We start from the raw sequence: 26,368 nt of genomic DNA on the forward strand, positions 1-26,368 counted from the left end.
CAGCACCGCGATGGCGGCACCCTGACTCCTGAAAAAAACAGCTACCAGCGCTTATTTCATAAGCGATAGAAGCTTATTCGATTCAGAATTTCGGGCCCCATGCTTTGGTTCCGTGCTCAGGGTGCGGCACGGCCCCGGCGCGTCCAGGCCCCTTCCACGCTGTACACCAGCAGGGCCGCCCAGATCAGCACAAAACCCACCAGACGCGCCGGCTGGAGCGGCTCGTTGAACAGCCAGACCCCCAGCGCAAACTGCAGGCTGGGCGAGATGTACTGCAGGATGCCCATGGTGGCCAGGGGAATCCGGCGCGCGCCCGCGGCAAACAGTAGCAGCGGCACAGCGGTCAGGGGGCCGGCCACCAGCAGCCACGCCATGGTGGGTATATCCCCCTGCACCAGCGCGCCCTGCCCCTGCGCAGACCAGATGGCGAGCGCGGCCGCCGCCACCGGCGCCAGCATCATGGTCTCCAGCGCCAGACCCTCCAGCGCGCCCAGCGTGGCCACCTTGCGCATCAGCCCATAAAAACCAAAGCTCAGGGCCAGCACCAGCGCAATCCACGGCACGCGCCCGGCCTGCACCGCCAGCCACAGCACACCGGCCGCCGCCACAGCCACGGCCAGCCACTGCCCGGGGCGGGGCCGCTCGTGCAGGAAGACAAAACCCAGCGCCACATTCACCAGCGGCAGGATGAAATAGCCCAGGCTGGCATCCACCACATGCTGGTTCTGCACCGCCCAGACATAGGTGAGCCAGTTGCCCGACAGCAGCAGCGCCGACACCGCGAACGCCCCCAGCACCCTGGGCTGGCCCCACAGGGCGCGCATCCAGCCCCAATGCCTGCGCACGGCCAGCACGGCGAAGACGAACACCAGCGACCACACGGTGCGGTGCACCACCACCTCCAGCGCGGGCACATGGGCCACCTGCCGGAAATACAGCGGAAACAGGCCCCAGGCCACATACGCCAGGGCGGCAAATATCACGCCAGAGGACATGTCACTTCATTTCTTGCAAGGCAGCACACCGCTCATTCCGAGGTGCTGGGGCTCCAGAAAGCCTGCCGCACCGCCGGCACGGCGGTCAGACGCTGCACCAGGGCATCCATCACCTCGCCATCCACGGAAGTGGCTGCCAGAACGGCTTCGATTTCCACCTCCTCCTGCCCGAAGGCGTGGATCTCCAGGTCCCGTGCCGGGTAGCTGCAGTGGGCCAGCTCATCCTCCAGGCTGGCCAGCACGACTTTCTGGTGTGCCCGCGCGGCAATCACATACACCGTGTTGGTCACCTCCACGGATTCGTCATCCAGCGGCTTGCGGTTGATGGTGTTCACGATGGGGCGCAGCAAGGTGTTGGCCGCCAGCACGAAGCAGGTCGCCAGCATGGCCTCCAGGACCAGATCGGCACCCGCCGCCGCCCCCACGGCAGCAGACCCCCAGAGCGTGGCCGCGGTGTTAAGGCCGCGCACATTGCCATCCTCACGCATGATCACGCCGGCCCCCAGGAAGCCGATGCCCGACACCACGTAGGCCGCCACATGCACAGCGCCCTCATGCCCATGCAGGCGGTTGGCCATATCCACAAAAACGGCGGCCCCCACGGCCACCAGCACATTGGTGCGCAGCCCCGCCGTGCGCTGGCGGTACTGGCGCTCCAGGCCAATCAGCCCTCCCAGCACGAACGCAGCCGTCAGGCTCACCAGCGTATCGATCAGCGACTCCAGGCGAATGTTGTGCAGTGCCTCCATCAATCTCACCCCTCCATATCGTGGTTCGGCAGCGCCGGCGGGTTGCCTGAAAAATACGCAGACGAACTCCGAGCCCGGGCGGATGATCCGAGCCACCCGCCACCGGAACATGTCAGGCCGTGTGACCCAGGCGGGCGCCATGCGCCCGGGGATCAGACGTTGAACAGGAAATTCAGCACATCGCCGTCTTTGACCACGTATTCCTTGCCTTCGGCGCGCATCTTGCCTGCATCCTTGGCACCTTGCTCGCCCTTGTAGGCAATGAAGTCGTCAAAGGCGATGGTCTGGGCACGGATGAAGCCACGCTCGAAGTCGCCGTGGATCACGCCAGCGGCCTGCGGTGCCGTGTCACCGATGTGGATGGTCCAGGCGCGCACTTCCTTCACGCCGGCAGTGAAATAGGTCTGCAAACCCAGCAGCTTGAAGGCACCCCGGATCAGGCGGGCCAGGCCGGGTTCGCTCTGGCCCATTTCGGCCAGGAACATGTCGCGATCTTCGTCGCTCATCTCAGCCATTTCGGCTTCCATTTTGGCGCAAATCGCCACCACGGGAGCGTTCTGGCTGGCGGCGTATTCCTTGAGGCGATCGAGGAACGGGTTGTTCTCGAAACCATCTTCGCTCACGTTGCCGACAAACATGGCGGGCTTGGCCGTGATCAGGCACAGGGATTTGAGCAGGGGCTGCTCTTCCTTGGTGATCTCCACGCTGCGGGCGGGCTTGCCTTCGTTGAGCGCGGCCTGGATGCGTGTAAGCAGTGCCACCAGCTTGGCGGCGTCCTTGTCGTTGCCCGATTTGGCGGCCTTGCTGTAGCGGTTGAGGGCTTTCTCCACCGTGCCCAGGTCGGCCAGGCACAGCTCGGTCTGGATGACTTCGATGTCGGAGATCGGGTCCACGCGGCCTGCAACGTGGATCACGTTGTCGTCCTCGAAGCAGCGCACCACGTTGACGATGGCGTCGGTTTCACGGATATGGGCCAGGAACTGGTTGCCCAGGCCCTCGCCCTGGCTGGCGCCCGCCACCAGGCCGGCGATGTCCACGAACTCGACGATGGCCGGCACGATGCGCTCAGGCGAGATGATCTCGGCCAGCTGCTGCAGGCGCGGATCGGGCACCTCCACCACGCCCACATTGGGCTCGATGGTGCAGAAGGGGTAGTTCTCGGCGGCGATGCCAGCCTTGGTCAGCGCGTTGAAGAGGGTGGACTTGCCGACGTTGGGCAGGCCCACGATGCCGCATTGGAGGCTCATGGCAGGGCTTTCTGGTGTTCTGGAGACAAACCCCGGATTTTACGGGCCTGGGGCAAAGCCCTGCCGCGCATACCCTGTGGACAGAGGGCGCCGCTCATTCGAAGCACAGATCCGCGGCAACGCGCTGCCCCACGCGCAGCACCTGCCCCGCCCCCTGGCGCACGATGGCATTCATGCCGAAGGTGATGGCGCCGCCGACGCGCGCATCCTGGCGGTACGCCTGCAGTGCGTCGGTCACGGCCGGGCTGCTGTGCGCGGTGGCGGGATCGATGTTGGGTATGGGACAGCGCGCGCACGGTTTGACGGGCTGCAGATGCACTTCGCCGTGCTCCGCCGCCACGCGCACCCTGTCCACGCGGTCTTCGTCGTGCGCTTCCAGCCCCGCCAGCACCACGTTGGGCCGGAAACGCTCCATGCCCACGCTGGCCTGCCCGGCGGCCATCAGGCGCGCATTCAGCCCGGCCAGCGATGCCTCGCTGGTGACCAGCAAAGGGAATGCATCGGCAAACTGGTTGGGCGCTTCCACCCCCTGGGTCCAGTCCATGCCCGACAGGCGGCGGTGATCCGGGTCGAAGCGCACCAGGCGGCAAGGCTGGCCCAGGAAATCGCTGAACCACTGCGCCGCCACAGGGCCCATGTCCCAGGCGGGTACGGTATCGCTCCATACCTTCACGGTGGTGGGGCCGTCCACGGCATCCAGGGCCAGGTGCAACGCCAGCATACCCGGCGCGCGCAGCACCAGTTCGAAGGTCTTGAGCTGGGGGCGCACCAGCGCCATGCGGGGCACGGTGCGCTGGGTCAGGAACATGCTCTGCGCATCGACCACCATCCAGGCGCGGTCGAGGTCCAGACCCGTCTCGGTGAGCAAGGCCTCCTGCACCGCTATGCCCGCGCAGGATTTGACCGGGTAAACGAACAGGCGCGAGATCGTGCCGGAGAGATCGGATTCAGGGAGAGAAGTCACGCGAGCAGGCTCCAGTCGGCAGCACCAAGGGCCGGGGATGGGCCATTGTGCCGCGCCGTCTGGCCCATGGCCCCCTCCTACAATGCCCCCATGGCGAAAACCTTTGACATCTGTATCCGTGGCGCCGGCGTGGTGGGCCGCACCCTGGCCTTGCTGCTGGCCCGCGAGAGGCTGCGCGTTGCGCTGGTGGCTGCACCCTCTCCTTCGGTGGCGCCCCCGGGCGACGTGCGGGCCTACGCGCTGAATGCGGCATCGCGCCAGCTGCTCGATTCCCTGCGCAGCTGGCCCGATCCGGCCCATGCCACGGCGATTGCACAGATGCAGGTTTTTGGCGATCAGGGTGGCGCAGTGCACTTTGATGCGGCCACCCAGGGCGTCGAGGCGCTGGCCTGGATCGTGGACGTCCCGGCGCTGGAGGCCCGCCTGGCGGAAGCCGTGCGCTACCAGCCGCAGGTCGAGATAGTGTCCGAGCCGGTCCCCGCAACCCTGACCGTGGTGTGCGAGGGCCGGGCCAGCCGCACCCGCAGCGAGTTTGGCGTGGCATTCGAAGTCACCGCCTACGAACAGCACGCCATCGCCACGCGGCTGAGCTGCGAGCGCCCCCACGGACAGGTCGCCCGCCAGTGGTTTCTGCCGGACGGCATCCTGGCTTTTTTGCCACTGGACGGTGCCCAGGGGAACTCTGTAGCGGTGGTGTGGTCTGTCCTCAAGGAACAGGTACCCCAGTTGCTGGCACTGGCGCCGCAGGAATTCACCCAGCGCCTCGAAATCGCCAGCCAGGGTGCACTGGGAACGCTGCAATTGCAGGGTGAACGGGCCGCCTGGCCCCTGCAGCAGGCGCGTGCCAGCCGCTGGTGCGGCGCATTGCCCGGCCAGGGCAGCCAGCCTCGCAGCTGGGTGCTGGCCGGCGATGCGGCCCACAACGTGCATCCGCTGGCAGGACAGGGGCTGAACATGGGGCTGGCGGATGCGCAGGCCTTGGCTCGCGTGCTGCATGGGCGCGACTACTGGCGCAGCGTGGCCGACCTGCGCTTGCTGCGCAGCTACGAACGCGAGCGCAAGGCGACGATGCTGCCCATGGGGTTGGCCACGGACAGCCTGCAACAGCTTTTTGCACGCACCGAGGCTCCGTGGCAAGCACTGCGCAACTGGGGCATGAAGGGCTTCGAGCACAGCGGCCCCTTGAAGGAATGGATGGCCCGCCAGGCCATGGGAACCCACTGACACCTGTGGCTGCGCGTGCAGCCGCCGCGACAACACTGACCGAGAACACGATGCAATTGATCCCCACCCTGCTGGCCGCGGCCGCTTTCGCCCTGAGTTTCACAGCCTCCGCCCAGGAAGCCACCATCCGCAAAACACTGGCGGAACGCATTCCCCAAATGGAAAAAATCGACGAGGTCCGCACCACGGCCATGCCCGGCCTGTACGAAGTGCGCATCGGCACCGACATTTTTTACACCGACACCAAGGGCAATTACCTAATCCAGGGCGAGCTGATCGACACCAAGGCGCGCCGCAATCTGACCGAAGACCGCATCAACAAACTCACGGCGGTGGATTTTGCGGCCCTGCCCCTGAAGGACGCCTTCACCATCGTGCGTGGCGATGGCAAACGCAAGCTGGCGGTGTTCGAAGACCCCAACTGCGGCTACTGCAAGCGTTTCGAGCGGGATCTGCAGAGCGTGGACAACATCACGATCTACCTGTTTCTCTACCCCATCCTGAGCCCCGACTCGGCAGAAAAATCCCGCAACATCTGGTGCGCCAAAGACAAGGCGGCCACCTGGCATGACCTGATGCTGCGCGACAAGACACCCAACACCGCCAGTTGCGACACCAGTGCCTTGCAGCGCAATCTTGCGTTCGGCAAAAAGTACAAGATCACCGGAACCCCCACCCTGATTTTCGCGAACGGCGCGCGCGTTCCCGGAGCGATCAGCGCCCAGGATGTGGAAAAGCGTCTGGCCGAGGCGGGCAGCGCCACCAGCAGCAACTGAGTTCACGCGAGGGGCCGCCCATGCGCCCCTCCAGCCCCGAAACCCCTGCGGGTGACGCGCGCATCGACGCCAGGCACCCGCCTTCCGCGACGCCCCCCCATGCCCACCTCCCGCACCCGCTCCACGCAGGCCCCCGTTCATTACCGCGTGGAAGCCACCGACCTGCATGCCCGCCTGTTCACCGTCACGCTCACCGTGGCGCATCCGCAGGCGCAGCAGGAGCTGTCGCTCCCCGTGTGGATACCGGGCAGCTACCTGGTGCGCGAATTCTCCAAGAATCTCCAGCGCCTCGATGCGCAACAGGGCCGGCGCGCCGTGCCCCTGGCCCAGCTCGACAAACACCGCTGGCAAGCCACCTGCCGCACCGACCGCCCCCTCGTCGTGACCTACGAGGTATGCGCCTACGACGCCTCGGTGCGCACGGCGTGGCTGGATGCCGCGCGCGGCTTCTTCAACGGCACCAGCCTGTGCCTGCGCGTGCACGGCCAGGAAGATGCGCTCCATGCGCTCGATATCGCCAGCAATGCGGCCACCGCCCACTGGTCCGTGGCCACGGGCCTCGCCCCGCAGGCTGTCGACAGGAAGGGCTTTGGCGTTTACGTGGCCAGCGGCTACGACGAGCTGGTGGACTGCCCGGTCGAAATGGGAACTTTCTGGAGCGGACGCTTCACCGCCGGTGGTGTGCCCCACCGCTTCGTGGTGGCCGGTGCCGCACCATCGTTCGACGGAAAACGCCTGCTGGCCGACACCCGGAAGATCTGCGAGACCGCCATCCGCTTCTGGCACGGCAAGGGCAAGCCGCCCATGAAGAGCTACCTGTTCATGCTCAACGCCGTGCAGGACGGCTACGGCGGTCTGGAACACCGCAACTCCACGGCCCTGATCTGCGGCCGGCGCGACCTGCCCCGCACGGGCGAGGCCCGTGCCAGCGAGGGCTACACCACCCTGCTCGGGCTCATCAGCCACGAATATTTCCACACCTGGAACGTCAAACGCCTGCGCCCGGCAGAGTTTGCGCGCTACGACTACAGCCAGGAGAACTACACCCAGCTGCTGTGGTTCTTCGAGGGTTTCACCAGCTATTACGACGACATGCTGCTGCGCCGGGCGGGCCTGATCGACGATGCCACCTACCTCAAGCTGCTGGCCAAGGCCACCAACCAGGTCCTGCAGACGCCCGGCCGCAGCGTGCAGACGGTGGCGCAGGCCAGCTTCGATGCCTGGGTCAAGTACTACCGCCAGGACGAAAACACCCCCAACGCCACCGTGAGCTACTACACCAAGGGCTCGCTGGTCGCCCTGTGCCTGGACCTCACGCTGCGCCGCGAAGGCAAGGCCACGCTGGACGATGTGATGCGCGCCCTGTGGCAGCGCTGCGCCGGCGGCCCCATGACCGAGGCCGACCTGCGCACCGAGCTGGCCACGCTGGCTGGGCGGTCTTTGGACCAGGAACTCGACCAGTGGGTGCACGGCACGGCCGAACTGCCGCTCGCCGACCTGCTGGCTGTCCACGGCGTGGCGCTGAAGCCCGAACAGCCCCAGCTGGCGCAACGCCTGGGCCTGCGCGTCACGGAAAACCACAGCGTGCAGGTCAAGACGGTGCTGCGTGGCGGGCCGGCCGAAAAGGCAGGGCTGGCTGCGGGCGACGAATGGCTGGGCCTGGAGGTGCAGGGCCAGGGCTGGCGCATCGCCCGGCTGGAGGATGTGGCGTTCTATGCCGGTGCGGCGACACAGGTCACCGCCGTGGTGGCGCGCGATGGCCGCCTGCTGCAACTGCCATTGGCACTGCCGACCCCTGCCTCTGCCAAGGCTGGTCCAGCCGGCCTGCGTGGCAGAAAAGCACTTGCCACAACGCCAGACACGATCAGCCTCACCGCAACCGACAACGCCGCACTGGGACGCTGGCTGGGCTGAGGCTGGCGGAGGTCCAGGGCAACGCCTTTGCCGAGTACCTGTTGACGGTTTCGTGCTTCGGTATAGTCCTCCAGAATTGCCCGAACAACCCATCAACTCAGGAGATTTCATGGCCTACGAAACCATTGAAGTTCGCACCGAAGCGGACAAAGTCGGCGTCATCACGCTCAACCGCCCCAAGCAGCTCAATGCCCTGAACGACCAGCTCATGAACGAGCTGGGCGCAGCGCTCAAGGCCTTTGATGCCGATGAAAAGATCGGCTGCACCATCCTCACGGGCAGTGAAAAGGCCTTTGCCGCCGGCGCCGACATTGGCGCCATGGCCAAATACAGCTTTGCCGACGCCTACAAGGGCGACTACATCACCCGCAACTGGGAAGAAATCCGCGCCATCCGCAAACCCGTGATTGCAGCGGTGAGCGGCTTTGCCCTGGGCGGCGGCTGCGAGCTGGCCATGATGTGCGACTTCATCATCGCCGCCGACAACGCCAGGTTTGGCCAGCCCGAAATCAAGCTGGGCGTCATTCCCGGCGCGGGCGGCACGCAGCGCCTGCCACGCGCGGTGGGCAAGTCCAAAGCCATGGACATGGCCCTCACCGGGCGCATGATGGACGCCGTGGAGGCAGAACGCGCCGGCCTCGTGAGCCGCGTGGTGGCCCTGGACAAGCTGATGGAAGAAGCCCTGGGCGCGGCCCTGGTCATTGCCAACTTCTCGCAGATTGCGGTGATGGCCGCCAAGGAGTCGGTGAACCGGGCCTTCGAAGGCTCGCTGTCGGACGGCGTGATGTTCGAGCGCCGCCTGTTCCATGCCTTGTTTGCCACCCAGGACCAGAAGGAAGGCATGGATGCGTTCGTGAACAAACGCACGGCAAACTTCACCCACCAGTAAATTTGTTCTATAATATTGCTCTTCGGTGATATAGCTCAGTTGGTTAGAGCGCAGCATTCATAATGCTGATGTCGGTGGTTCAAATCCACCTATCACCACCAATTCAAAAGCCCGCAAACAGTCACCTGTTGCGGGCTTTTTCCATGGCGTGCGGTCTTTGCGGCCGCCTAGAATCAGCTCCTTCTTCCATTCAGCCTCTGGATACACACCATGAACCGCTGCCGCTTCGATCCGCCGTCCACCTCAGTCAGATCACCCCGCAATGGCCGCGCCCTCGCGGGTGCCCTGGGCACTGCGTTGCTGCTGGCCATGGCCCCTGCCACGGCCCAGGTGCCTGCGGGCGTGGGCATGGTGCGCAACTTTCCTGAAGCTGCGCTGCGCGGCCATCTCACGATCAATGGAACATCCGACGCCACCCTGAACGGGCGCGCCATCCGCATGGCGCCGGGCATGCGGCTGCTGAGCCCCCAGAACACGCTGGTCATGGCCCACACGGTGGTGGGGCAGAGCTTCCAGGTGAATTACACCATCGAGCCCAGCACGGGCATGCTGCTTTCCGCCTGGATCCTCACCAAGGCGGAGGCCAGCCAGCCACGCAAGGGCAGCGACACCGTCGAACGCAACTTCCGCGCCGATTCGGACCCGAAATAGCCACCGTGCCCACCGGCCGCCCGGTGGTGCGCAGTCCACGCCCTGGCGCCCCTGCGTGCCGTGGCGTGCATTCCCTTTTGTGAAATTGCCATGTCCAAAAAAGTCTTTATCAAAACCTTCGGCTGCCAGATGAACGAGTACGACTCGGACAAGATGGCCGACGTGCTGGGCGCCGCCCAGGGCTACGAGCCTACCCAGAACGTGGACGAGGCCGACCTGATCCTGTTCAACACCTGCTCGGTGCGCGAAAAGGCGCAGGAAAAGGTGTTCAGCGACCTGGGGCGCATCAAGCACCTCAAGGAGAAAGGCGTGCTCATCGGCGTGGGCGGCTGCGTGGCCAGCCAGGAAGGCGCCGAAATCATCAAGCGCGCCCCCTATGTGGACGTGGTGTTCGGCCCGCAGACCCTGCACCGCCTGCCCGACATGCTGAACCAGCGCGAGCGCCTGAACCGGCCCCAGGTGGACATCAGCTTTCCCGAAATCGAGAAGTTCGACCACCTGCCGCCCGCGCGCGTCGAGGGCGCCAGCGCCTTTGTGTCGATCATGGAAGGCTGCAGCAAATACTGCAGCTACTGCGTGGTGCCCTACACCCGGGGCGAGGAAGTCAGCCGCCCGTTGGACGATGTGCTGGTGGAAGTGGCGGGCCTGGCCGACCAGGGCGTGAAAGAGATCACCCTGCTGGGCCAGAACGTCAACGCTTACCTGGGCAAGATGGGTGATACGGCAGAGATTGCCGACTTTGCCCTGCTGCTCGAATACGTAGCCGACATTCCGGGCATCGAACGCATCCGCTACACCACCAGCCACCCCAACGAGTTCACGCCCCGGCTGATCGAGGCCTACGCCAAGCTGCCCAAGCTGGCCAGCCACCTGCACCTGCCCGTGCAGCACGGCAGCGACCGCATCCTGATGGCCATGAAGCGCGGCTACACGGCCATGGAATACAAGAGCACCGTGCGCAAGCTGCGCGCCATCCGCCCCGACCTGGCCATGAGCAGCGACTTCATCGTGGGCTTCCCCGGCGAGACGGAAGACGACTTCGCCAAGATGATGAAGCTGATCGACGACATCCACTTCGACAACAGCTTCAGCTTCATCTTCAGCCCGCGTCCCGGCACACCCGCCGCCGGCCTGCACGACGACACGCCGCACGACGTGAAGCTGCGCCGCCTGCAGCACCTGCAGGGCGTCATCAACGCCAACATCAAGTCCATCAGCGAAAGCCGCGTGGGCACGGTGCAGCGCATCCTGGTGGAAGGGGCCTCCAAGCGCGACGCCACCGAGCTGATGGGCCGCACCGAGTGCAACCGTGTGGTCAACTTCGTGGGCCAACCCCGCCTGGTGGGCCAGATGGTGGATGTGACCATCACCGAGGCCAAGGCCTACACGCTGCGTGGCGATGTGCTGACGCACGAGACTGCTTAAAAAGCGAACACCTTGCGATCGTTCATCAGCTCTTGATATGAGAGAGCATGAACCCTGCGTACAGGCACAAAAAAACCGGCGCCGCGCCGGTTTTTGATTTTTTTGATAGCTGCAAGCGCTTATTGCACAAGCGCCAGAGGCCAAAAATATCCGAACCTCAGAATGGCATCTTGGGCATGCCGCCCATGCCCTTCATGCCGCCCATCTTCTTCATCATCTTCATCAGGCCGCCGCCCTTCATCTTCTTCATCATGTCCTGCATCTGCTCGAACTCCTTGAGCAGGCGGTTGACCTCTTGCACCTGCACGCCGGCGCCGTTGGCAATGCGTTTCTTGCGCGTGGCCTTGATGAGCTCGGGCTTGCGGCGCTCCAGCGGGGTCATGCTCTGGATGATGCCTTCCTTGCGCTTGATGTCTTTTTCGGCCTTGTCCATGTCCACCGCGCCGGCCTTGGCCGTGAGTTGCGACGGCAGCTTGTCCATCAGGCTGGAGAGGCCGCCCATCTGCTTCATCTGCTGGATCTGCGAGAGAAAGTCGTTCAGGTCGAACCCGTCGCCACTCTTGACCTTGGCGGCCAGCTTTTGCGCCGCTTCGATGTCCACGCCCGCAGTGACCTGCTCGACCAGCGCCACGATGTCGCCCATGCCCAGGATGCGGCCGGCATGGCGCTCGGCGTCAAACACTTCCAGTCCGTCGATTTTTTCGCTGACCCCGGCAAACTTGATCGGCGCGCCCGTGATCTGGCGCACCGACAGGGCGGCGCCGCCGCGGGAATCGCCGTCGAGCTTGGTCAGGACGATGCCAGTGAGCGGCAGCGCCTCCTTGAAGGCCTTTGCCGTATTGATGGCATCCTGGCCCTGCATGGCATCGACCACGAACAGGGTCTCGACCGGATTCAGGGTGGCATGCAGGTCCTTGATTTCCTGCATCAGGGCCTCGTCGATGGCCAGGCGGCCGGCCGTATCGACCAGCAGCACATCGAAGTAGTGCTTCTTCGCGTAGTCCAGCGCGGCCACGGCGATGTCGTGGGGCTTCTGCTCGGGCGTGCTGGGGAACCACTCGGCACCGGCCTGCTTGGTCACGGTCTTGAGCTGCTCGATGGCGGCCGGGCGGTACACGTCGCCCGACACGGTCAGCACCTTTTTCTTGCGCTTTTCAATGAGGTGCTTGGCCAGCTTGGCCGTGGTGGTGGTCTTGCCCGCGCCCTGCAGACCTGCCATCAGGATCACGGCCGGCGGCTGGGCCGCCAGGTTGATGTCGGCCACGCCCTCGCCCATGGTGGCGGCCAGCTCGCGGTTGACGATGCTGACCAGCGTCTGCCCCGGCTTGAGCGAGCCCAGCACCTCCTGGCCCAGGGCCTTTTCCTTGACGCGGGCGATGAAATCGCGCACCACGGGCAGGGCCACGTCGGCCTCCAGCAAGGCCATGCGCACTTCACGCAGCATGTCCGTGACGTTGGATTCGGTGATGCGGGCCTGGCCGCGCATCTCCTTGACGAGGCGCGTGAGTTTGTCGGTAAGGGCGGAGGCCATAGGAGAAGTTCCGGTGTTGCCCGCGCGCCAGCCTGGCTGTCGTTGTGTATGCGGGCCCGCCAGGGCGCTGGCGGTGGGGCGAAAGGCTAAACTGTGCCCATGATTTTACCCAGTGCTTCCCCTGTCAGCTGGCTATTGGCCTTGGCGGCCGCTGCCGCGTATGCCGTACCGGCGGCTGCGTCCTCGCGCCTGAGCGCCACCGCCGCGCGCAATGCGCTGCTGCTGGCGTGGGTACTGCACGCCGCCGTGCTGGTGTGGGGCCTGTGGGGCGATGCCCCCCGCTTCGGCTTTGCGCCCGCGCTGTCGATGACCGCCTGGCTGGTGCTCACCGTGTATGCCGTCGAACGCCAGCTTTTTCCGCAATTGCGGACGCGCTGGATGCTGGCGGTGCTGGGCGCGGTGGCAGTCCTGCTGACCCTGCTGTTTCCTGGCCAGCCTCTGCATGTGACCGCTTCCGCCTGGCTGCCGCTGCACCTCGCACTGGGCATTGCCTGCTATGGGCTTTTTGCCGCAGCGGTAGTGCACGCCTGGCTGATGACGCGTGCCGAACGCCAGATTCGCCAGGCCGAAGACCCGCAGAACGGCATCCCGCTGCTCACGCTGGAGCGGCTGACCTTCCGCTTCGTGACTGCCGGATTTGTCCTCTTGTCGGCCACCCTGCTGGCCGGCTGGCTGTTTGGGGAAATGCTTTACGGGCATGCCGGGCGTTGGGACCACAAGACGGTCTTCTCGCTCCTGTCCTGGATCACCTTTGCCGCCCTGCTGCTGGGCCGCTCGCGCTTTGGCTGGCGTGGACGCAATGCCGTGCGCATGCTTTATGCGGGTGCCGGGCTGTTGCTGCTGGCGTATGTGGGTTCGCGCTTCGTGATGGAGGTGGTATTGGGTCGAAGCACATGAAATACCTCGTCTTGCTGATTGTTCTGGCGGTGGCCGTGGGCATCTGGCGCAGCCGCCGGCCCACCATCTCCGGCGCCGCCAGGGCAGCGCCCCGGGCTCCGCTTCTGCCGCAAGACATGGTGGCCTGCGAGCACTGCGGCGTGCATGTGCCACGCGCCGAGGCGCTGATGCTGGGCAATCACGCCTACTGCAGCGCCGAGCACAGGCGCCAGCACAGCGCCTGACACCATGCCCCATCTCCTGCCAGGCCTTGCCCCTTCAGCGACTGATGCGCCTTTTGTGCGCCTGTGGCGTGGGTTCCTGACAGGCCGCGTGATGGTGGCGCTGGCACTGCTTTTTTTGCAGGGCCTGGGCCAGTTCATGAACCTGGCTGTGGAGCCGGCGGTGCTGACGGTGTGCCTGGCCTACCTGGCCGCGACCCTGGCCGAGCGCACGCTGGCGGGCCACGCCCCACCACCGCCCACGGCGGGCGCCCGATGGCTCCCGTTCATCGGAGTGGACCTGGCGGCAGTGTGCGCCCTGCAGCTGCTGCAGGCCGGCACCATGAATTACACCCCCCTGTTCGGCCTGCCCATCCTGATGGCGGCGGTGCTGGGCACGCTGACCCTGGCCCTCGGCACGACGGCGGGCGTCACCTTGCTGCTGCTGGCCTGGGCCTGGTGGCAGGGCCTGCACAGCGGCGGGGATGACGCAGCCCGCTACCTCCAGAGCGCCCTCACAGGCACCGGCTTCTTCATCATCTCCTACCTGGTGCACCAGCTGTCCGTGCGACTGACGCGCGAACAGCAGCTGGCACTGCAAAGCCAGAGGGCAGCACAAGTGCAGTCGCAGGTGAACGCGCTGGTGATCGAGCACCTCACCGACGGGGTCCTGGTGCTGGACAACCAGGATATGGTGCGCATTGCCAACCCTGCTGCATTGCTGCTGCTGGGTGGCCCCGGTGCCCTGAAACCTCCTTTTGCCCTGAACAATAGCCCCGCCTGGGAGCCGCTGGTGTCGCTGGCGCAGCGCACATTCCGCCAGGGTCAGCCCGTCACGGCCGACGCGGACCTGCTGCACCCCGGGCAGAGCCCGACCGGACTGCATGTGCGCACCTGGCTCACCACCTCGCGCGGTGAATCACTGCCAGAGCCCGAAGAGCGCCTGTGCGTGATGTTCCTGCACGATCTGCGCGAGCTGGAAGCGCGCTTGCGCACGGAAAAGCTGGCCGCCATGGGCCGCATGTCTGCCGCCGTGGCCCACGAAATACGCAACCCGCTGGCGGCCATCGTTCAGGCCAATGCCTTGCTGGAGGAGGACCTCAGCGACGCGGGCCACCAGCGGCTGGCCCAGATGGTGCGGCAGAATGCAGAGCGCCTGGCGCGCATCGCCGAAGAGGTGCTGGACATCGCCCGCGTGCAGCACCAGATCAGCCATGCGCCCGCCTCCACACTGATGCTGGACGACGCCGTGGCCCAAATCTGTACCGACTGGCAACGCCAGGACCCGGCGCAGCGCAGCGCCACCATTTCACTGAGGGCCCATGGGGCCCAGATCGAGTTTGATACGGAGCACCTGCGGCGTGTACTGTTCAACCTGCTGGACAATGCCCTGCGCTACAAGGGCCAGCACGACGATTCGCTGGTCGTCACCACGCGCGTCAGCCCCTCGGGGGCCGTCAGCCTTCAGGTATGGAGCGATGGTGCGCCCATGGACAAATCGGTGGAGCGCCACCTGTTCGAGCCCTTCTTTTCCTCTGAAAGCCGATCGAGCGGGCTGGGCCTGTATATCTGCCGGGAGCTGTGCCAGCGCCACAGCGCATCCATTCGCTACCAGCGCCTGGCGCGCACCACAAAGCGCGGCGAGACCGGTGGCAATGCCTTCACCGTGGGTTTCCGCCGCAACACGCGCCCTGCAGAGAATGCAACCCTGTTTGACACCATCGTGGTCTGAAACGCCCCTGAATCCATGAACGCCCCAGCTGCCTCCATCCTCGTCGTCGATGACGAGCCCGATCTGCGCACCCTGTACGAACTCACGCTGCTGCGCGAAGGCTACCGGGTGGAAACCGCCTCCAGCATGCAGGAGGCGCGCCAGCAGCTCAAAGACCTGCGGTTTGACGCCGTCATCACCGACATGCGCCTGCCCGACGGCTTTGGCATGGAATTGCTGCGGGACCTGCGCGACCAGCAGCGCCGGGAGCGCTGCGTGGTCATGACGGCTTACGGATCCGCGGAAAATGCGGTGGAAGCCCTGCGTTCGGGCGCGTTCGATTACCTGACGAAGCCAGTAGACCTGAAACAGTTCCGCTCGGTGGTGGCTTCGGCCGTGCAGGGAACGGGGGGCGTCCCCGCGCCACGCTCCAGCCGCAATGCCGGACGCACGGGCAGCACGGCCGAACCCGTCGGCACCGGGGGTGCGATGGACCGCATCGTGGGCGAATCGCCGGTCATTCGCAACGTCAAGCAGCGCATCGCCAAGGTTGCCAGCAGCATGGCCCCGGTGCTGATCCATGGCGAGTCGGGCACGGGCAAGGAACTCGTGGCCCAGGCGCTGCACGCCAGCAGCCAGCGCGCTGAAGGCCCTCTCATCGCCGTCAATTGCGGCGCCATCCCCGAAAACCTGCTCGAAGCCGAATTTTTCGGTGCCCGCAAAGGCTCTTACACCGGGGCCAGCCAGGATCGCGACGGCTACTTTCAGGCCGCACGCGGGGGCACGCTGTTTCTGGACGAAATCGGCGACCTGCCGCTGGCCATGCAATCCAAGTTGCTGCGCGCCATCCAGGAGCGCAGCGTGCGGCCGCTGGGCTCCACCCAGGAGGAAACCGTGGACGTGCGCATCGTGAGTGCCACCCACCGGGACCTGGCTGCCGATGTGCTGTCGGGCCGGTTCCGCCAGGACCTGTATTACCGCCTGAACGTGATCGAGATCGTCATTCCGCCGCTGCGCGAGCGTCGGGAGGACCTGCCTGCCTTGTGCGCCGCCTTGCTGGCCCGCATTGCGCACGAATCGGGAATCAAGCCACCAGCGCTCACCGAGCATGCGCTGAGCACCATTGCCAGCTACCCCCTGTCCGGCAACGTGCGCGAGCTGGAGAACCTGCTGCACCGGGCGGTGGCACTGAGTGATGGCGAAGAACTGCATGTGGAGTGCGCCCCCTCCACGGCCGATGCCTTTGGCAACCGCCCCCCGCGCCCCGCCCCGCCAACGCCCGTCGCTCCCATACCGCCTGGCACGCCGGCAACGGGCGGGCCGGCCCCCTGTGCCACGCTGCCCAGTGATCTTCAGGCCTGGCTGGACCAGCAGGAACGCGAGATCCTGGTGCGCGCGCTGCGTGAGGCCAACTTCAACCGGACCGCCACGGCGGCGCGCCTGGGCATCAGCCTGCGCCAGATTCGCTACCGCATCGCCCGCTTGAACATTGCCGCGCCGAACGACAACGACGTGCATGACGACCTTGCCTGACGGGCCACCCGCCCCGGACTTGTGGAACGCAGGCTGGCATCGGGACGCCCTGCGGCAGCCGTCGCCCAATTTTGGCCTGCGCCCCGGCGGCGGCGCCGTGGACCTGATCGTGGTCCACTCCATCAGCCTTCCGCCGGGACACTATGGCAACGGGGCAGTGCAACGGCTGTTTGCCAACACGCTGGACTGGGACGCCCACCCCTACTTCCAAAGCATCCGGGGGCTGCAGGTGTCTTCGCACTTTTTCATAGCGCGCGACGGCACCCTCTGGCAATTTGTGGACTGCGACCAGCGCGCCTGGCATGCCGGCCAATCCAGTTACCGTGGACGCGCCCAATGCAACGACGACTCCATCGGCATCGAGCTGGAGGGACTGGAAGGACAGACCTTTGAACCGGCGCAATACGAGGTGCTGGCCCGTCTGTGCGCCGACATCCAGGAGCGCTACCCCATTGCCCATGTGGCGGGACACGAACACATCGCGCCAGGGCGCAAACAGGATCCAGGACCCGGATTTGACTGGTCACGGCTGCAGAACCTGCTTGGGTGGCCTCTCGCCCGGTTTCCGATCGGCACCCGCAACGCACCGCCCCCCGGCCCATGATGCGGCTGTCGCGAGCAAGCATCACTCCTTGCAACGCGTTCACGACAAATTGAAAAAAATATCGGACGCAATGCCCATGCGGGCTGCTACCGAAAAACCGCCTGCACGGCCCGACATTGCTTGATCCGGGTCATGAAATGCCGGCGATACGCGGCTCTCCGTGCTTGCCAACACCCTGCCGAACAACCGCGCCACGGATGGTTTCAGGCGAGAAGGGTTTTCCCGGCTGTACACTACCGGTAGTGTCCTGAACACTATCGACACACCATAGCTAGTGTGCAAAAGATTGAACGCCGCGCCCCATCCGGGCACCGCGGCAGCGTTTCCAGCCCGTCAGCCCATCCCAGACAGCCCACAGAAGAGGAACCCCATGCAAGCTGCTTTGAACACCCCCGTCGCCGCCCTCGCAGCCACCCCGCAATCGCAGCCAGCACACAGCGGCGCATCCGCCAACGTGCTGACGCATTACCAGATCATCCGGCGCAACGGCGCGGTCGTCCCGTTCGAGCCGCAAAAGATCGCCGTCGCCATGATGAAAGCCTTTCTGGCGGTGCATGGCACGCAGGGCGCCGCATCGGCCAGCGTGCGCGAAGTGGTGGACACGCTGACCCAGAATGTGACCCGCGCGCTGATGCGCTCGCGTCCTGGCGGCGGAACCTTCCACATCGAAGACGTGCAGGACCAGGTGGAACTGGGCCTCATGCGCAGTGGCCACCATGAAATTGCACGGGCCTATGTGCTCTATCGTGAACGCCGCACCCAGGAGCGCGCCCGGCAAAGCGAAGAGCAGACGCCAACGGCACCCCGGTTGCATGTGCTGGACAACGGCGAACGCGTCGTTCTGGACCTGGCCCGCCTCCAGTCCCTCATTGAGTCGGCCTGCACCGGCCTCGGCGCGGATGTGTCGGCCCTGCCCATCGTGGCGGAAACCATGCGCAACCTGTACGACGGGGTTCCGATGGAAGAGGTGTACAAGGCTTCGATCCTCGCCGCCCGCACCCTGATCGAGAAGGATCCGGACTACACCTATGCCACGGCGCGCCTGTTGCTGCACACCATCGTGCGGGAAGTCCTGGGCAAAGACGTCGCCCAGAGCGAAATGGCGCAGAGCTATGTGGACTATTTCCCCCAGTTCATCAGAAAAGGCGTGGAAAACGACCTACTCGATGAACGCCTGCTGCAGTACGACCTGCAGCGCCTGGGGGCCGCGCTCAAGGCCGAGCGCGACCTGAAGTTCGATTACCTCGGTCTGCAGACCCTGTATGACCGCTATTTCCTGCACGTCAAGAAAACCCGCATCGAATTGCCCCAGGCCTTCTTCATGCGCGTGGCGATGGGCCTGGCGCTGGGTGAAATCGATCGCGAAGCCCGCACCATCGAGTTCTACGAAATCCTCTCCAGCTTCGACTTCATGTCCAGCACGCCCACGCTGTTCAACAGCGGCACGCTGCGCTCGCAGCTGTCATCGTGCTACCTGACCACCGTGCCCGACGACCTCGATGGCATCTACGAGTCGATCAAGGAAAACGCGCTGCTGTCCAAGTTTGCCGGCGGCCTGGGCAATGACTGGACCCGCGTGCGCGCCCTTGGCAGCCACATCAAGGGCACCAACGGCGAATCGCAGGGCGTGGTGCCCTTCCTCAAGGTGGTCAACGACACCGCCGTGGCGGTGAACCAGGGCGGCAAGCGCAAGGGCGCCGTCTGCACCTACCTGGAAACCTGGCACCTGGACATCGAAGAGTTCCTGGAGCTGCGCAAGAACACCGGCGACGACCGCCGCCGCACGCACGACATGAACACGGCCAACTGGATTCCCGACCTGTTCATGCGCCGCGTGATGGAAAAGGGCACCTGGACGCTGTTCTCGCCCTCCAACGTGCCCGACCTGCACGACCTGTTTGGTGCCGCGTTTGAGAAAGCCTACGTGGCCTATGAAGAAAAGGCTGCACGCGGCGAGATCAAACCCGCCAAGACGGTACAGGCCACCGATCTGTGGCGCAAGATCCTGACCATGCTGTTCGAGACCGGCCACCCCTGGATCACGTTCAAGGATGCCTGCAACGTGCGCTCGCCCCAGCAGCACGCTGGCGTGGTGCACTCGTCCAACCTGTGCACCGAGATCACGCTCAACACCAGCGACACCGAAACCGCCGTGTGCAACCTGGGCTCGGTGAACCTGCTGCAACACCTGAAGAACGGCCAGATCGACCACGACAAGCTCAAGAAGACCATCACGGTCGCCATGCGCATGCTCGACAACGTCATCGACATCAACTACTACGCGGTCAAGAAGGCCCGCGACTCCAACCTGCGCCACCGTCCGGTCGGCCTGGGTGTGATGGCCTTCCAGGACAGCCTGTACGAACTGCGCATCCCCTACGCCTCGCAGGAAGCCGTGGAATTCGCCGACCAGTCGATGGAAGCCATCTGCTACTACGCCTACTGGGCGTCCACCGAGCTGGCCAGGGAGCGCGGCAAGTATTCGAGCTACAAGGGCTCGCTGTGGGATCGCGGCATCCTGCCGTTCGACACGCTGGACATGCTGTCGCAGGCCCGTGGCGGCTATGTGGAAGTGGACCGCTCGTCCACGCTGGACTGGGATGCCCTGCGCAAGAAGATTGCACAGGACGGCATGCGCAACTCCAACTGCGTCGCCATCGCCCCCACGGCCACGATCTCCAACATCATCGGCGTGGACGCGTCGATCGAGCCCTCCTTCGGCAACCTGTCGGTCAAGTCCAACCTGTCGGGCGAGTTCACGGTCATCAACGGCGGCCTGGTGCGCGACTTGAAGCGCCTGGGTCTGTGGGACGACGTGATGATCATGGACCTCAAGCACTTCAAGGGCTCGCTGCACCCCATCGACCGCGTGCCGCAGGACATCAAGGCGCTGTACTCCACCGCGTTCGAAGTCGAGCCCCAGTGGCTGGTGGAAGCCGCATCACGCCGCCAGAAATGGATCGATCAGGCGCAGAGCCTGAACATCTACATGGCGGGCGCATCGGGCAAGAAGCTCGACGACACCTACAAGCTGGCATGGGTGCGCGGCCTCAAGACCACGTACTACCTGCGCACGCAAAGCGCAACGCACGTCGAGATGAGCACCGTGAACACACGCCAGCTCAACGCAGTTTCGTCGGGCAGCGACAGCGGCGCATCGGCAGCTTCGGCCGCCACGCAAGCCAAGCCAAGCCCGCTGGAAGCCGCAGCCGCTGCGGCCTCTCAGCAAGCCGCAGCAGTGCCTGCCACGGACGTGAAGTTCTGCGCCATCGACGATCCCGGTTGCGAAGCCTGCCAGTAAAGACTTCGCCTGCAATGCCTCGGACCCATCCGAGGCATTGCTCATGTGCTGTGAAGCAACAAAACCTTGCTGCGCAACGCTTCAGTGCTTTTCTTTTCGCAGCACTGCTTTCATAATCCGAACACTGGAAAATCTATGTTGACCTGGGACGAAGAAGTCAAGCCCTCATCGCAAAATCAACTGGACGGCGGTCTGCACAGCAACCGCCTGGCGGGACAACCGCCTCTGTCTTTCCAGACCCCATCACTGCAAACGACAGGTGCTGCCGCCGCCGCCATCGGTGGTGGCAATGCGCCCACCGCTGCGACCGTACACCGCCGCGTGAACGCCGCAGACAAGCGCATCATCAACGGCCAGACCGACGTCAACCAGCTGGTTCCGTTCAAGTACAAGTGGGCCTGGGAAAAATACCTCGCCACCTGCGCCAACCACTGGATGCCCCAAGAGGTGAACATGACGCGCGACATCGCGTTGTGGAAGGACCCGAACGGCCTGACCGACGACGAGCGCCGCATCATCAAGCGCAACCTCGGCTTCTTCGTGACCGCCGACTCGCTGGCCGCCAACAACATCGTGCTGGGCACCTACCGGCACATCACGGCACCCGAGTGCCGACAGTTCCTGCTGCGCCAGGCATTTGAAGAAGCCATCCACACCCACGCCTACCAGTACATCGTGGAATCGCTGGGCCTGGACGAGAGCGAGATCTTCAACGCCTACAACGAAGTTCAGTCGATCCGCGACAAGGACGAATTCCTGATCCCCTTCATCGAGGCGATCATGGACCCCAACTTTCATACCGGCACACCCGAAACCGATCAGACCCTGCTCAAGTCGCTGATCGTTTTCGCGTGCCTGATGGAAGGCCTGTTCTTCTACGTCGGTTTCACCCAGATCCTGGCGCTGGGCCGCCAGAACAAGATGACCGGTGCCGCCGAGCAGTACCAGTACATCCTGCGCGACGAGTCGATGCACTGCAACTTCGGCATCGACCTGATCAACCAGCTCAAGCTGGAAAACCCCCACCTGTGGACCGCGGAGTTCAAGGCCGAGATCAAGGCGCTGTTCCTCAAGGCCGTGGAACTGGAATACCGCTATGCCGAAGACACCATGCCCCGCGGCGTGCTGGGCATGAACGCCTCCATGTTCAAGGGCTACCTGCGCTACATCGCCAACCGCCGTGCCACGCAGATCGGGCTCGAAACGCTCTTCCCCAACGAAGAGAACCCGTTCCCGTGGATGAGCGAGATGATCGACTTGAAGAAGGAACGCAACTTCTTCGAGACCCGGGTTATTGAATACCAGTCCGGTGGTGCGCTGTCCTGGGACTAGCGCCTTTTTGCATCACACCACCATGGATCCTTACACCACGCCCAATACACACAGCGCTGCAAAGCGGCGCCGTGCGGGGCGTTCCCGTGTTCATGGGGATGGGGTTCTGCCCCATCTCCATGGATCGCTTTCTGTCCACTGCAGACAGGAAGTGCTCTTTGCAAATTGACCCAAGGAGAACATGATGGCAACTGCGAAAAAACCGGCCGCCAAGAAGGCTGCACCCGCGAAGAAAGCTGCTCCCGCCAAGAAGGTAGTGGCCGCCAAGAAGGCTGCACCGGCGAAGAAAGCCGCTCCCGCCAAGAAGGTAGTGGCCGCCAAGAAGGCTGCACCGGCGAAGAAAGCCGCTCCCGCCAAGAAGGTAGTGGCCGCCAAGAAGGCTGCACCGGCGAAGAAAGCCGCTCCCGCCAAGAAGGTAGTGGCCGCCAAGAAGGCTGCACCGGCGAAGAAAGCCGCTCCCGCCAAGAAGGTAGTGGCCGCCAAGAAGGCTGCACCGGCGAAGAAAGCCGCTCCCGCCAAGAAGGTAGTGGCCGCCAAGAAGGCTGCACCGGCGAAGAAAGCCGCTCCCGCCAAGAAGGTAGTGGCTGCCAAGAAGGCTGCACCGGCGAAGAAGGCTGCTCCCGCCAAGAAGGTAGTGGCCGCCAAGAAGGCTGCACCGGCGAAGAAGGCTGCTCCCGCCAAGAAGGTAGTGGCTGCCAAGAAGGCTGCGCCCGCAAAGAAAGCCGCTCCTGCCAAGAAAGCTGCGGCACCTGCCCCAAAGGCAGCAGCCCCGGCCAAGAAAGCCGCCCCAGCCAAGAAAGCCGTCAAGACCGCCGCTGCCGCGCCGGCTGCGCAAACCACACTGAATCCCCAGGCAGCCTGGCCCTTCCCTACCGGCACGAAGCCATAAGTCCGGCACACTGCGTGCCCAGCCCGGTGCCTGTGCACCGGGCTTTTTTATGCCAAAACCATAGTGCCCCGCCATCGATAGAGCGGAGACCCATCTCGGCAGCCAGCCCGTTCAGCCCATTTCTCTACCCTGAACCAACGCGAAGGCGCAGCACTGGCAGTACAGATGAAGCCCAACGCAACCAGCCAAGTGACCGCCTCCACCGGATGGAGAAGTGGCATCAGGCGGGCGTAAAGTCCAGCCGGTAATTTTGTGGACCACGCTGTGCAATCTTGAGCGCTCCGACCCGATTGCCCAACTCCGCGCAACGCACCAGCGGCCAGCCACGCTCCAATCCGAAAAGCAGCGCCCCCCTCCATGCGTCTCCACACCCGGTCGGATCCACCACCTGGGCAGGCTGCACCGCAGGGACCACCGTCTTTTCGCCATCAATCCACACCTCGCAACCCTGGGCTCCCAGCGTAACGACCAATCCCTTCACCTTGCGTGATATGTCAGCGCAAGACCAGCCGGTACGATCGCACAGCATCTTGCCTTCGTAGTCGTTCACGGCAACCCAGGTGGCCTGCTCGACGAACCGGGAAAGTTCCGTTCCGCTGAACATGGGCAGCCCCTGGCCTGGATCGAAGACAAACGGAATATCTGCCGCCACAAACTGGGCCGCATGTTCCAGCATGGCATCCCGTCCATCGGGTGCAACAATGCCAAGGCGCACATCGGCCCGAGGTTCAATGCGATTCACATGGGCCTGCATCATCGCCCCGGGGTGAAAGGCAGTGATCTGGTTATTGTCACGGTCCGTCATGATCATGGCCTGCGCCGTGTAGGTGTCATGGGTTTGACCCACATGCGCCGTGCTGATGCCCAACTCTTTCAATCGCACCAGGTAGTCGGCCCCATCACTGCCCAGCATGGCCATGGGCAGCGGCTCCCCCCCCAGCTGCCGCAGACTGTAAGCAATGTTGCCGGCGCATCCACCGAAATCCCGCCGCAAGGAGGGCACAAGGAACGAGACGTTGAGAATGTGAAGCTGATCGGGCAGTATCTGCTCGGCGAACCGCCCTTCAAAAGTCATGATGGTGTCAAACGCAAGAGAACCGCAAATCAGTACAGCCATGGCAAGAGGGTAGATCAAGAGATTAGGGATAAAACGCCAGCAACCGGTAGCCCGCCACGCGCGCTCCGCCAGTGGTCACAATGACCGCCACCGAAGAGTTCCAAACGCCCAGGGCAGGAAGTTCCGCAGGGGCTGCCATCTCCGGCGGTAAGAATACACGCCGCAGTACGGGCTGGTCCTGTGCATCGGTCAATGTCAACTCCATGGCGGGCATGGCCAAGGGGATGTTGGCGCGATTTTTGATGGCGAAGGTCAGCTGGTAGCTGTCCCCGCGCCCCTTGTTGAAGGAAGAGCTGTCAATCACGACATCCGACATCTGTTTCAGCGGAGCCAATGTGCATTGAAATGGTTCGCACAGTGCCTGAAGCCAGGGGCGCACACGGGGATCCATGGCCGCGATGCGGTCCCGCTCCTGCAACACAACCTGCAATGCCAGGGTGCACAACAGCACGACCCCGATCGTCCCCAGCACTACTCGCACCAAAGGGCGTCGCCAGAAGGCCTTGCGCTTGGCCGCGCGCACGAAACTCACATCCTCCGCACCCACACTGTCCTCGGGTGGGTCGTACTCTTGTTGCGCTAGGGGCATACCGTCAGGAGCAGCCACCTCCAACGCCTCGCTTTGACCCCTATCGGGCCTGAGCAAAACCTCCGGTGGAAAGGGCGCTTCCAATGGCTGACTGGACGCCCGCTCTGGTTCGTCTTCCTGCGCCGGTTCGCTCTCCCCCTCGCCGCCAAAGCCGGTCGGTGACGGCGCCTCGTCAGACGGCTTGCGCAGCAACTCCAAAGGCGCATACAACGCACCTGCCGCCGGGATGCCATCCGGCAACCCATCGGCCACATCCGGGTCACCCAGCTCGGCGGTTGGCAGCTCGTAGCCGGCCGGGCATTCGTTGATCCGAATCGCAGGAGTCTCTTCTTTCCGAGACTCCCCTGCCCCCGCCGGAATGGCCGGGGCCCGGTCGTCGACCGCCGGCTCCAGGAAAGTATCGCCTGTCGATCCAACCGACCGCCACGCCAATGTGCCACCTGGCTGCAAGGCCGGGCGCATCTCAGGGGAGAAGACAGTCTCTGCATCGGCGACAAGCAATGCAGAAACCGCAGGCACGGGCACATCCAGCATGGCATCCGATGCCACGGGACCCTCGGGCAAATCCTGTGCACCGACGGGCGGCACGCCGGGCGCCGTCGCTGCAGTCTGCCCCCAGTCAGCATACGCTCCCCAGACCTGCACATCATCGGTCGCACGCCTGGCAGGTGCCGGTGGGGGTGGCGCTGCCGCCATGCAAACATCCGGCAACAAGACCTGCGGCTCGGAAGGCAGCAAATGGGCGGATGCGTCAAATACCTCCTTGCATTGGCCGCATCGCACCCAGCCATCGGAAATGCGCAACTGATCGGCAACCACCTTGAACATCGTCGCGCAGGACGGGCAGCGTGTGATCTGACTCATCTGCGATCCATGGTGGTCGGCGCCCTTCTCAATAAACTGCGACGGGGTTGCAACTTCAGCGAGCGGCCGTCATGAGAATCCAGCCATCCTCTGTGTCGGCAACCTCCAGGCGGATCCAGGGAGCGTAAGCCTCCTTCAGCTCCTGCGCCTGGCGCTCCAGGATACCTGCCAGCACGAGGTGTCCGCCCGGAGCCACATGCGCGCACAGCAAGGGTGCCAGCACCTTCAACGGAGTGGCCAGAATGTTGGCCAGCACGGTCTGATAAAGCCCGTGGGCCTGGTCCGGCAGGCCGGCATGCACCAGCACACCATTGGCTTGGGCATTCTGCACCGTGGACTCGACGGCAGCCGGATCAATGTCCACCGCATCGATGTCGGTTGCACCGAACTTCGCCGCACCGATGGCCAGGATGCCCGAACCACAGCCATAGTCCAGCACACGCCCGAGGGGATTGCCCGCCCCGGCGCTGGTGACACCGTGGCGCGCAATCCACCGCAGGCACATGCGCGTGGTGGGATGGGTGCCCGTGCCAAAAGCCAGCCCCGGATCCAGCCGGATGCTGCGCAGCGCCTGCGCAGGCAGCTCGTGCCAGGTCGGAACAATCCAGAAATCCGCCGTGATATCCACGGGTGCAAACTGTGACTGGGTGAGCCGCACCCAGTCCTGATCCGGCACGCGCGCCAACCCCAGCACCTGGCACCCCGTGAAGAAATCCTGCACCGCCAGCAACTGCTGCGCCTCGCGGGCAACCGCTTCGGTCGCGAACAATGACACCACCCGGCTGCGCTGCCAACCATCCTTGGGCGGCGGCATGCCCGGCTCGCCGAACAAGGCCTGCTCGGCATCGGTCTGCGCATCTGCATCCTCCACCGAAACGCTCAGCGCGTCCAGCGCGTCCAGCGCATCGCTCACCGCCTCAATGCGGTCTTCGGGACACATCAGGCTCAGCTCAAACATGGGACATG

22 protein-coding genes and 1 tRNA gene are annotated in these 26,368 nt (G+C 64.5%); 15 read left to right on the forward strand and 8 right to left on the reverse strand.

Annotated features, from left to right (window positions below):
• Positions 1 to 116: 116 nt before the first annotated feature.
• The 4 genes from rarD to BLW02_RS02955 form a co-directional block, all read right to left on the reverse strand.
• The gene (rarD, locus tag BLW02_RS02940) at positions 117 to 995 is read right to left on the reverse strand and encodes an EamA family transporter RarD (protein ID WP_092696932.1); all 879 of its coding nucleotides are present in this window, start codon (positions 993 to 995) and stop codon (positions 117 to 119) included.
• Positions 996 to 1,027: 32 nt separating this feature from the next.
• Positions 1,028 to 1,744: an MgtC/SapB family protein gene (locus BLW02_RS02945; protein WP_092696933.1), complete on the reverse strand. Its 717-nt coding sequence runs from the start codon at positions 1,742 to 1,744 to the stop codon at positions 1,028 to 1,030.
• A 152-nt stretch (positions 1,745 to 1,896) separates the two neighbouring features.
• Positions 1,897 to 2,991, reverse strand: coding sequence for a redox-regulated ATPase YchF (gene ychF, locus BLW02_RS02950; protein WP_092696934.1), 1,095 nt, complete (start codon positions 2,989 to 2,991; stop codon positions 1,897 to 1,899).
• A gap of 94 nt (positions 2,992 to 3,085) precedes the next feature.
• Positions 3,086 to 3,955, reverse strand: coding sequence for an MOSC domain-containing protein (locus BLW02_RS02955; protein ID WP_092696935.1), 870 nt, complete (start codon positions 3,953 to 3,955; stop codon positions 3,086 to 3,088).
• Positions 3,956 to 4,045: 90 nt separating this feature from the next.
• Between BLW02_RS02955 and BLW02_RS02960 the strand changes: the two genes are divergently transcribed.
• The 7 genes from BLW02_RS02960 (at position 4,046) to miaB (ending at position 10,834) form a co-directional block, all read left to right on the forward strand.
• Positions 4,046 to 5,179 carry an FAD-dependent monooxygenase gene (locus tag BLW02_RS02960; RefSeq protein WP_092697006.1) on the forward strand — a complete coding sequence of 378 codons (1,134 nt, stop codon included), beginning with the start codon at positions 4,046 to 4,048 and terminating at the stop codon, positions 5,177 to 5,179.
• Positions 5,180 to 5,229: 50 nt separating this feature from the next.
• Complete coding sequence (locus BLW02_RS02965; RefSeq protein WP_092697007.1) at positions 5,230 to 5,955, forward strand: DsbC family protein; 726 nt, start codon at positions 5,230 to 5,232, stop codon at positions 5,953 to 5,955.
• Between the two features lie 99 nt (positions 5,956 to 6,054).
• Positions 6,055 to 7,869, forward strand: coding sequence for a M61 family metallopeptidase (locus BLW02_RS02970; RefSeq protein ID WP_092696936.1), 1,815 nt, complete (start codon positions 6,055 to 6,057; stop codon positions 7,867 to 7,869).
• 109 nt (positions 7,870 to 7,978) lie between these two features.
• Positions 7,979 to 8,758, forward strand: a complete 780-nt coding sequence (locus BLW02_RS02975; protein ID WP_092696937.1) for an enoyl-CoA hydratase — start codon at positions 7,979 to 7,981, stop codon at positions 8,756 to 8,758.
• A 24-nt stretch (positions 8,759 to 8,782) separates the two neighbouring features.
• A tRNA-Met gene (locus BLW02_RS02980) sits at positions 8,783 to 8,859 on the forward strand.
• A 109-nt stretch (positions 8,860 to 8,968) separates the two neighbouring features.
• Entirely contained in the window at positions 8,969 to 9,409 is a 441-nt protein-coding gene (locus tag BLW02_RS02985) for a hypothetical protein (RefSeq protein WP_167544058.1), read from the forward strand.
• Between the two features lie 90 nt (positions 9,410 to 9,499).
• Complete coding sequence (miaB, locus tag BLW02_RS02990) at positions 9,500 to 10,834, forward strand: tRNA (N6-isopentenyl adenosine(37)-C2)-methylthiotransferase MiaB (protein ID WP_092696938.1); 1,335 nt, start codon at positions 9,500 to 9,502, stop codon at positions 10,832 to 10,834.
• Positions 10,835 to 10,991: 157 nt separating this feature from the next.
• Here the strand turns inward: miaB and ffh are convergent, their stop codons facing one another.
• Complete coding sequence (gene ffh / locus BLW02_RS02995; protein ID WP_092696939.1) at positions 10,992 to 12,365, reverse strand: signal recognition particle protein; 1,374 nt, start codon at positions 12,363 to 12,365, stop codon at positions 10,992 to 10,994.
• Between the two features lie 99 nt (positions 12,366 to 12,464).
• Here ffh and BLW02_RS03000 point away from each other — a divergent pair, with 99 nt between their 5' ends.
• From BLW02_RS03000 to BLW02_RS03035, 8 genes are all read left to right on the forward strand, one after another.
• Entirely contained in the window at positions 12,465 to 13,262 is a 798-nt protein-coding gene (locus BLW02_RS03000; RefSeq protein ID WP_092696940.1) for a cytochrome C assembly family protein, read from the forward strand.
• Positions 13,259 to 13,486 (forward strand): PP0621 family protein, encoded by a 228-nt coding sequence (locus BLW02_RS03005; RefSeq protein WP_092696941.1) that lies wholly within the window; start codon positions 13,259 to 13,261, stop codon positions 13,484 to 13,486. Before BLW02_RS03000 ends, BLW02_RS03005 begins: the two co-directional genes overlap by 4 nt.
• A 4-nt stretch (positions 13,487 to 13,490) precedes the next feature.
• Positions 13,491 to 15,194, forward strand: a complete 1,704-nt coding sequence (locus BLW02_RS03010) for an ATP-binding protein (protein ID WP_092696942.1) — start codon at positions 13,491 to 13,493, stop codon at positions 15,192 to 15,194.
• Between the two features lie 15 nt (positions 15,195 to 15,209).
• Positions 15,210 to 16,706 carry a sigma-54-dependent transcriptional regulator gene (locus tag BLW02_RS03015; protein ID WP_092696943.1) on the forward strand — a complete coding sequence of 499 codons (1,497 nt, stop codon included), beginning with the start codon at positions 15,210 to 15,212 and terminating at the stop codon, positions 16,704 to 16,706.
• Positions 16,690 to 17,310 (forward strand): 1,6-anhydro-N-acetylmuramyl-L-alanine amidase AmpD, encoded by a 621-nt coding sequence (ampD, locus tag BLW02_RS03020; RefSeq protein ID WP_092696944.1) that lies wholly within the window; start codon positions 16,690 to 16,692, stop codon positions 17,308 to 17,310. The genes BLW02_RS03015 and ampD overlap by 17 nt, the downstream gene beginning before the upstream one ends.
• Positions 17,311 to 17,680: 370 nt before the next feature.
• Complete coding sequence (locus BLW02_RS03025) at positions 17,681 to 20,611, forward strand: ribonucleoside-diphosphate reductase subunit alpha (protein WP_092696945.1); 2,931 nt, start codon at positions 17,681 to 17,683, stop codon at positions 20,609 to 20,611.
• A gap of 135 nt (positions 20,612 to 20,746) precedes the next feature.
• Entirely contained in the window at positions 20,747 to 21,943 is a 1,197-nt protein-coding gene (locus BLW02_RS03030; RefSeq protein ID WP_092696946.1) for a ribonucleotide-diphosphate reductase subunit beta, read from the forward strand.
• Positions 21,944 to 22,127: 184 nt separating this feature from the next.
• On the forward strand, positions 22,128 to 22,832 hold the full coding sequence (locus BLW02_RS03035) for a histone (RefSeq protein WP_092697009.1): 705 nt from the start codon (positions 22,128 to 22,130) through the stop codon (positions 22,830 to 22,832).
• Between the two features lie 220 nt (positions 22,833 to 23,052).
• On the opposite strand, the gene BLW02_RS03040 is transcribed toward BLW02_RS03035, so the two are convergent.
• From BLW02_RS03040 to prmA, 3 genes are read right to left on the reverse strand one after another with little or no spacing between them, the layout of a single operon-like run.
• The gene (locus tag BLW02_RS03040) at positions 23,053 to 23,949 is read right to left on the reverse strand and encodes a carbohydrate kinase family protein (RefSeq protein WP_092696947.1); all 897 of its coding nucleotides are present in this window, start codon (positions 23,947 to 23,949) and stop codon (positions 23,053 to 23,055) included.
• Positions 23,950 to 23,971: 22 nt separating this feature from the next.
• A complete protein-coding gene (locus BLW02_RS03045; RefSeq protein WP_244273601.1) occupies positions 23,972 to 25,402 on the reverse strand; it encodes a DUF3426 domain-containing protein in 1,431 nt (476 codons plus the stop codon).
• Between the two features lie 55 nt (positions 25,403 to 25,457).
• Positions 25,458 to 26,360 (reverse strand): 50S ribosomal protein L11 methyltransferase, encoded by a 903-nt coding sequence (gene prmA, locus BLW02_RS03055; protein ID WP_092696948.1) that lies wholly within the window; start codon positions 26,358 to 26,360, stop codon positions 25,458 to 25,460.
• Positions 26,361 to 26,368 lie beyond the last annotated feature (8 nt).

This window comes from Acidovorax soli, assembly GCF_900107605.1.
Taxonomy (GTDB): Bacteria; Pseudomonadota; Gammaproteobacteria; order Burkholderiales; family Burkholderiaceae_C; genus Acidovorax; species Acidovorax soli.

What these genes read in the sequence shown, in the direction of transcription:
- ampD (WP_092696944.1), top strand. Translation starts at nt 16,690, where the DNA reads ATGACGACCTTGCCTGACGGGCCACCCGCCCCGGACTTGTGGAACGCA.
- BLW02_RS02985 (WP_167544058.1), top strand. Translation starts at nt 8,969, where the DNA reads ATGAACCGCTGCCGCTTCGATCCGCCGTCCACCTCAGTCAGATCACCC.
- BLW02_RS03005 (WP_092696941.1), top strand. Translation starts at nt 13,259, where the DNA reads ATGAAATACCTCGTCTTGCTGATTGTTCTGGCGGTGGCCGTGGGCATC.
- BLW02_RS03000 (WP_092696940.1), top strand. Translation starts at nt 12,465, where the DNA reads ATGATTTTACCCAGTGCTTCCCCTGTCAGCTGGCTATTGGCCTTGGCG.
- prmA (WP_092696948.1), bottom strand. Translation starts at nt 26,360, where the DNA reads ATGTTTGAGCTGAGCCTGATGTGTCCCGAAGACCGCATTGAGGCGGTG.
- BLW02_RS02960 (WP_092697006.1), top strand. Translation starts at nt 4,046, where the DNA reads ATGGCGAAAACCTTTGACATCTGTATCCGTGGCGCCGGCGTGGTGGGC.
- ffh (WP_092696939.1), bottom strand. Translation starts at nt 12,365, where the DNA reads ATGGCCTCCGCCCTTACCGACAAACTCACGCGCCTCGTCAAGGAGATG.
- miaB (WP_092696938.1), top strand. Translation starts at nt 9,500, where the DNA reads ATGTCCAAAAAAGTCTTTATCAAAACCTTCGGCTGCCAGATGAACGAG.
- BLW02_RS03010 (WP_092696942.1), top strand. Translation starts at nt 13,491, where the DNA reads ATGCCCCATCTCCTGCCAGGCCTTGCCCCTTCAGCGACTGATGCGCCT.
- BLW02_RS03015 (WP_092696943.1), top strand. Translation starts at nt 15,210, where the DNA reads ATGAACGCCCCAGCTGCCTCCATCCTCGTCGTCGATGACGAGCCCGAT.
- BLW02_RS02970 (WP_092696936.1), top strand. Translation starts at nt 6,055, where the DNA reads ATGCCCACCTCCCGCACCCGCTCCACGCAGGCCCCCGTTCATTACCGC.
- BLW02_RS03035 (WP_092697009.1), top strand. Translation starts at nt 22,128, where the DNA reads ATGGCAACTGCGAAAAAACCGGCCGCCAAGAAGGCTGCACCCGCGAAG.
- rarD (WP_092696932.1), bottom strand. Translation starts at nt 995, where the DNA reads ATGTCCTCTGGCGTGATATTTGCCGCCCTGGCGTATGTGGCCTGGGGC.
- BLW02_RS02945 (WP_092696933.1), bottom strand. Translation starts at nt 1,744, where the DNA reads ATGGAGGCACTGCACAACATTCGCCTGGAGTCGCTGATCGATACGCTG.
- BLW02_RS03025 (WP_092696945.1), top strand. Translation starts at nt 17,681, where the DNA reads ATGCAAGCTGCTTTGAACACCCCCGTCGCCGCCCTCGCAGCCACCCCG.
- BLW02_RS03045 (WP_244273601.1), bottom strand. Translation starts at nt 25,402, where the DNA reads ATGAGTCAGATCACACGCTGCCCGTCCTGCGCGACGATGTTCAAGGTG.
- BLW02_RS03030 (WP_092696946.1), top strand. Translation starts at nt 20,747, where the DNA reads ATGTTGACCTGGGACGAAGAAGTCAAGCCCTCATCGCAAAATCAACTG.
- ychF (WP_092696934.1), bottom strand. Translation starts at nt 2,991, where the DNA reads ATGAGCCTCCAATGCGGCATCGTGGGCCTGCCCAACGTCGGCAAGTCC.
- BLW02_RS02965 (WP_092697007.1), top strand. Translation starts at nt 5,230, where the DNA reads ATGCAATTGATCCCCACCCTGCTGGCCGCGGCCGCTTTCGCCCTGAGT.
- BLW02_RS02975 (WP_092696937.1), top strand. Translation starts at nt 7,979, where the DNA reads ATGGCCTACGAAACCATTGAAGTTCGCACCGAAGCGGACAAAGTCGGC.
- BLW02_RS03040 (WP_092696947.1), bottom strand. Translation starts at nt 23,949, where the DNA reads ATGGCTGTACTGATTTGCGGTTCTCTTGCGTTTGACACCATCATGACT.